Origin of the sequence: Staphylococcus sp. ACRSN, assembly GCF_022346615.1 — a bacterium.
Taxonomy (GTDB): Bacteria; Bacillota; Bacilli; order Staphylococcales; family Staphylococcaceae; genus Staphylococcus.
In genome coordinates this window covers 112,830-118,829 of sequence record NZ_JAKRNS010000010.1, presented here as the reverse complement: position 1 = coordinate 118,829, position 6,000 = coordinate 112,830, and the positions used below count along the sequence as shown (strand labels likewise).

Here is a 6,000-nt window from a genome sequence, read left to right as displayed (position 1 = left end):
GTTTTACATATATTGAAGTTATATTTGTACTTCTAATTCTTAGTATTATTTGTCCTATGTTACCTTTATTAATTAAATCAATATCACAATTTGAAAGCATTTCAAATTATGATAACTCTGAATTACTTTATTTCACTAAAGATTTAACGGACGATGCAAAAAAATATAATAAATCAACTATGATTGTTGATAAGTATGGAAAAGCAATAACATTTAAAGATGAAACCAACTCTGTAACATATAAGTATAAAAACAATAAAATTATTAAAACAAAAAATAATAATGGCAATATAACAATGTTAAGTAATGTGATTTATGCTGATTTCAAACAATCAACTCATGGTTTTATCAAATTAAATATAATTTTATATGATAAGGGGAAACATTTTGAAAGGGAAATATATTTTTAAAATGAATGCTTATTTGTATCCTTTTGTAATGTGGGTATTTATGCTATATTTAAGTTTAATTAGCGTTTATACTATAAGGTTTATCATTTACATGAAAACTTTAGATAATATTGAAAGCTATTATGATAGACAATTAAATAGTTTTGACAAAAAGGGCGATACATTTGAAAAATAATTTAGAAGAACCAATTATCTTTATTGGATTTATGGGCACAGGTAAGACAACATTAGGTCATTTTATATCAAGTAACATAAACTTAAGTTATATAGACTTAGATGAGTACATTGTGGAAAAAGAACAGAAATCTATCCCGCAAATTTTTCAAGATGTTGGAGAATCAGGATTTAGAAAATTAGAATATTTATATTTACAAGAATGCATAAAATTATATGATATTATTTCCACAGGTGGTGGTATTGTCGAAGGTGATGCATCTTTTGATTTATTAAAATCACAAACAAATGTTATTTGGCTCGATTGTGATTTAGAGGTTGTATTTGAAAGAATTAGTAATGATAGTAATAGACCGAATGCAAAAAATAAAAGTTTTTTTGAATTAAAAAGCTTGTATTCTTCTAGGGTTTCAAGATATAATGAAATCGCATTCATCAAATTAAATAGTAATCAACCACTTTCGGGATTATTTCATGTAATTCAAGAAAGGGTTATATGCGAATGATCAATATTAGAGAGAATGAAGTGAGCCGAAATTTCACTTCATCGCCGAAGGTGCAAGTTTAACGAAACTCTCAGGCAAAAGGATAATATTGTGACGCATTCCTGGAGTATTTGAACAGGGTAGACTTTAAGTCTATCCTGTTTTTTTAATATAAGATTAGGGGGTTTCATCATGTCAAACGAATTAAAGCAAACGCCGCTTTATCAAACTTTTGTCGATAGTGGTGCAAAGATTGTAGAATTTGGTGGCTGGGCCATGCCGGTACAATTCTCAAGTATTAAAGCGGAACATAATGCAGTTAGAACAGCAGTAGGATTATTTGATGTAAGTCATATGGGAGAAATTTTAATAACTGGAAAAGATTCAAAGGGATTTGTTCAATACCTTTTATCAAATGATATGGATAATCTGACGCTTTCAAAATCATTATATACGGCATTATGTAACGAAGATGGTGGTATTATTGATGACTTAATCATTTACCAATTATCTGAGCAAAGCTACTTATTAGTGGTAAATGCTGGAAATACAGAGAAAGATTTTGAATGGATTAAAAATCATTCGAAACAGTTTGATGTGGACGTTGATAATGTTTCAAGTGTATATGGACAATTAGCATTACAAGGTCCAAAAGCAAGAGAAATTGTTCAGGCAAATACAAACGTTGATATTACTGAAATGAAACCTTTTGAATTCAAACAAGAAGTTGAATTTTTTGAAAAATCAGTAATTCTATCACAATCAGGTTATACCGGTGAGGATGGCTTTGAAATATATTGCAATGCTGATGATTCAAAATATTTATGGGATAAATTGATAGGATTAGATGTAGAGCCTTGTGGGTTAGGAGCACGAGACACGTTAAGATTAGAAGCTGGTCTACCACTGCATGGTCAAGATTTAAGTGAAAGCATCACACCTTATGAAGCCGGAATTGCATTTGCTGCTAAACCTTTAATAGAAGCTGATTTTATCGGGAAATCAGTATTAAAAGATCAAAAAGAGAATGGTTCAAAACGAAGAGCAGTAGGATTAGAAATGTTAGATAAAGGAATTCCGAGAACGGGCTATACTATTTTCGATTTAGAGGAAAATGAAATTGGTGAAGTTACTTCAGGTACTCAATCCCCTTCTTCGGGTAAATCTATTGGTCTAGGTTTGATAAAACGTGAAGCTTTTGAAATGGGTAAAGAGATTATGATTCAAGTTCGTAAGAAAAAGTTGAGAGCAAAAATTGTTAAAAAAAATCATATTATAAAATAAAAGAGGTGTTAACGTGAGTCATCGATATATTCCATTAACCGAACAAGATAAGACTGAAATGTTACAAACAATTGGTGCGAGTTCTATTAAAGCATTGTTTGGGGATGTACCAGAAGATATTTTGCTTAATAGAGAACTAGCAATTGATGATGGTGAAGATGAAACGGTTTTAACTAAAAGACTAAATAAAATTGCAAAGAAAAATATTACAAAAGAAACACATACATCATTTTTAGGTGCTGGAGTTTATGATCATTATGCACCATCGGTTGTTGATGCCATGATTTCAAGATCAGAATTTTATACAGCGTATACACCATATCAACCCGAAATATCACAAGGTGAATTACAAGCGATATTTGAATTTCAAACATTGATTTGTGAATTGACTGATATGGATATTGCAAACTCTTCCATGTACGATGGAATTACTAGTTTTGCTGAAGCATGTATATTAGCATTTAATCAAACGAAGAAAAATAAAATAGTTGTTTCGAAGGGAATGCATTACCAAGCATTACAAGTGCTTAATACTTATGTGAAAACACGTTCAGCATTTGAAATTGTTGAAGTTGATTTAAATGGTTCAATTACAGACTTAGAAAAATTAGAGAATGCAATTGATGATGAAACTGCTGCAGTAGCCGTACAATACCCTAATTTTTATGGTTCAATTGAAGACTTGGAGAAAATCCAAGCATTAATCAATGATAAAAAGGCTTTATTCATTGTATATACAAATCCATTAGCTTTAGGTCTTTTAACTCCTCCTGGTACGTTTGGAGCTGATATCGTTGTAGGAGATACACAACCATTTGGTATACCTGCACAATTTGGTGGACCTCATTGTGGATTTTTTGCTACAACTAAGAAACTGATGAGAAAAGTACCTGGCAGATTAGTTGGTCAAACTGAAGATTCTGATGGCAACAGAGGTTTTGTATTAACATTACAAGCACGTGAACAGCATATTCGACGTGATAAAGCAACATCTAATATTTGTTCGAATCAAGCACTTAATGCACTAGCTTCTTCAATATGTATGTCTGCTTTAGGTAAGGAAGGCATATATGACATTGCTGTTCAAAATTTTGAAAATGCAAACTATGCAAAAGAACAATTTAAAATTGCTGGTTTTGAAGTATCTGAGGATACATCATTTAATGAATTTACGGTTACTTTTAATAAACCAGTTAAAGAAATCAATGACGCCTTAATAGATGAAGGTATTATCGGAGGCTTTGATTTAGGCGAAGTATCTGATAGATTCAAGAAAAAAATGTTGGTAGCTGTAACAGAACTTAGAACTAAACATGAAATAGACTTATTCGTTGAGAAAGCGGGTGAATTAAATGTCAGTAAGTAAATCAAGTCCATTAATTTTTGAACGTTCTAAAAAGGGGCGTTATGCCTATTCATTACCTAAAAAAGAAATTAACAATAACGCTGTGGATAATCTTTTAGATAAAAAATTCATTCGTAAAAATAAGGCTGAATTACCAGAAGTAGCTGAATTAGATTTAGTAAGACATTATACAGAGTTATCAAACAAAAATTTTGGCGTAGATTCTGGTTTTTATCCACTCGGTTCTTGTACGATGAAATACAATCCGAAAATTAATGAAAAAATTGCAAGAATCCCAGGTTTTGCTGAATCCCATCCGTTACAAGATGAGTCACAAGTCCAGGGTTCTCTTGAAATTATCTATAATTTACAAGAAGAATTAAAGGAAATAACAGGTATGGATGAAGTGACATTACAGCCTGCAGCAGGTGCTCATGGTGAATGGACAGCGTTAATGATTTTTAAAGCTTATCACGAACAAAATGGAGAAGCTCATAGAGATGAAGTCATTGTCCCAGACTCAGCACATGGTACAAATCCAGCTTCTGCAGCATTTGCTGGATTTAAATCAGTTACTGTGAAGTCAAATGAACGTGGAGAAGTTGACATTGATGATTTAAAACGAGTAGTAAATGAAAATACAGCTGCTATAATGCTCACAAATCCTAATACACTGGGTATTTTTGAAAAAAATATCATGGAAATAAGAAATATTGTTCATGAAGCAGGTGGGTTACTATACTATGACGGTGCAAATTTAAATGCAATAATGGATAAAGTAAGACCTGGAGATATGGGATTTGATGCTGTTCATTTAAACTTACACAAAACGTTTACTGGTCCACATGGTGGTGGAGGGCCAGGATCGGGCCCAGTTGGTGTAAAAAAAGAATTAGCAAGCTTCTTGCCAAAACCAATGGTAATCAAAGAAAAAGAAATTTATAAATATAACAATGACATTGAAAATTCTATCGGAAGAGTAAAACCTTTTTATGGTAACTTTGGTATTTATTTACGTGCATATACCTATATTCGATCAATGGGGAACAAAGGATTAGAAGAAGTATCGGAAGCAGCTGTTTTAAATGCAAATTATATTAAAGCTCGATTAAAAGAGTATTTTGAAATTCCTTATCCTCAGTACTGTAAACACGAGTTTGTTTTGAGTGGTTCTAAACAAAAAGAAAAAGGTGTCAGAACTTTAGATATGGCAAAACGATTGCTTGATTTTGGTGTACATCCACCTACAATTTATTTCCCTCTTAATGTAGACGAGGGTATGATGATAGAACCTACTGAAACTGAATCAAAAGAAACTTTAGACTATTTTTGTGATACAATGATCAATATTGCAAAAGAAGTCAACGAAACACCAGATAAGGTATTAGAAGCACCTCACACAACTATTATTGATCGACTTGATGAAACCAAAGCAGCACGCCAGCCTATTTTGAAATTTGAAGGCCTACGTGCCGAAAAAGAATAAATAAAATATAAATACTGATTTAAGTTAATAAAACACTTTCGTAGAAATTCAATGTAATGAATAATACGGAGGTGTTTTTTCTATACAGTACGTTAAAGTTAATGGAGATTTTAAATAATTGATTTTTGATAATTTAAAATGAGTTATACCATGTATCTGAGGTATACAAATTAAAAATCTCGGACTATTTAATATAATAATCAAAAAGGGCCGTTTCCATTATTTAATAATAGAAACGGTCCCTTAATTTGATATAAATATACTATAAAGCTGAATATTTAATATTACTTTTTAGATTTGATTTTTCCAGTCCATTTCTTATATCCGCCTTTTAACATATAAACATCTTTATAACCATTTTTCTTTAATGTTCTAGCGGCACGATAACTAGAAATACCATTTGCATCACAAAGATAAATGGGTTGATCAACTCTTAAACCTTGGTATCTTTGCTTAAACATGGTAATTGGAATGTTTCTCGCTCCATTTATGTGGCCGTAATCATAATCTACTTTTTCCCTTACATCAATAACTTGAGCTTTACGTAAACCTTTATGGAATTCATTTTGGTTTAATTCTGTGACTGCTCTTTTATTAAGAAGATAATTAATTAGCATATAAGCTATTATGATAATTAAAACTGCTAACGCTATAAACCAAAAACTACTCATCTTGCATCCTCCCTAATTAACCGATATTATATATTATAAGACTGTTAGCACAATTTATCAAAATTTTTTTACTAAGATTTAGAAGGTATTGCAAACATACTTATACAGTTATTGAAAACGATAACACATATAAATAAGAATAACA

6 protein-coding genes and 1 riboswitch are annotated in these 6,000 nt (G+C 31.2%); of the genes, 5 read left to right on the top strand and 1 reads right to left on the bottom strand.

Annotated elements, in window-relative coordinates; translation table 11 throughout:
• From MHZ36_RS10535 to gcvPB, 5 genes are all read left to right on the top strand, one after another.
• Positions 1–410, top strand: a 410-nt coding sequence (locus tag MHZ36_RS10535; RefSeq protein WP_239231568.1) for a ComGF family competence protein, incomplete at its 5' end; no start/stop codon positions are given.
• A gap of 206 nt (positions 411–616) precedes the next feature.
• On the top strand, positions 617–1,090 hold the full coding sequence (locus MHZ36_RS10530) for a shikimate kinase (protein WP_239231571.1): 474 nt from the start codon (positions 617–619) through the stop codon (positions 1,088–1,090).
• A riboswitch (glycine riboswitch) is annotated at positions 1,087–1,186 on the top strand. It overlaps the preceding gene by 4 nt.
• Positions 1,187–1,261: 75 nt before the next feature.
• Positions 1,262–2,353 carry a glycine cleavage system aminomethyltransferase GcvT gene (gcvT, locus tag MHZ36_RS10525; RefSeq protein ID WP_239231567.1) on the top strand — a complete coding sequence of 364 codons (1,092 nt, stop codon included), beginning with the start codon at positions 1,262–1,264 and terminating at the stop codon, positions 2,351–2,353.
• A 13-nt stretch (positions 2,354–2,366) separates the two neighbouring features.
• Entirely contained in the window at positions 2,367–3,719 is a 1,353-nt protein-coding gene (gcvPA, locus tag MHZ36_RS10520; RefSeq protein ID WP_239231566.1) for an aminomethyl-transferring glycine dehydrogenase subunit GcvPA, read from the top strand.
• Complete coding sequence (gene gcvPB, locus MHZ36_RS10515; protein WP_239231564.1) at positions 3,706–5,184, top strand: aminomethyl-transferring glycine dehydrogenase subunit GcvPB; 1,479 nt, start codon at positions 3,706–3,708, stop codon at positions 5,182–5,184. Before gcvPA ends, gcvPB begins: the two co-directional genes overlap by 14 nt.
• Positions 5,185–5,468: 284 nt before the next feature.
• On the opposite strand, the gene MHZ36_RS10510 is transcribed toward gcvPB, so the two are convergent.
• Positions 5,469–5,855, bottom strand: a complete 387-nt coding sequence (locus MHZ36_RS10510) for a rhodanese-like domain-containing protein (protein WP_239231563.1) — start codon at positions 5,853–5,855, stop codon at positions 5,469–5,471.
• Positions 5,856–6,000: the final 145 nt, after the last annotated feature.

What these genes read in the sequence shown, in the direction of transcription:
- MHZ36_RS10530 (WP_239231571.1), top strand. Translation starts at nt 617, where the DNA reads ATGGGCACAGGTAAGACAACATTAGGTCATTTTATATCAAGTAACATA.
- gcvT (WP_239231567.1), top strand. Translation starts at nt 1,262, where the DNA reads ATGTCAAACGAATTAAAGCAAACGCCGCTTTATCAAACTTTTGTCGAT.
- gcvPB (WP_239231564.1), top strand. Translation starts at nt 3,706, where the DNA reads ATGTCAGTAAGTAAATCAAGTCCATTAATTTTTGAACGTTCTAAAAAG.
- MHZ36_RS10510 (WP_239231563.1), bottom strand. Translation starts at nt 5,855, where the DNA reads ATGAGTAGTTTTTGGTTTATAGCGTTAGCAGTTTTAATTATCATAATA.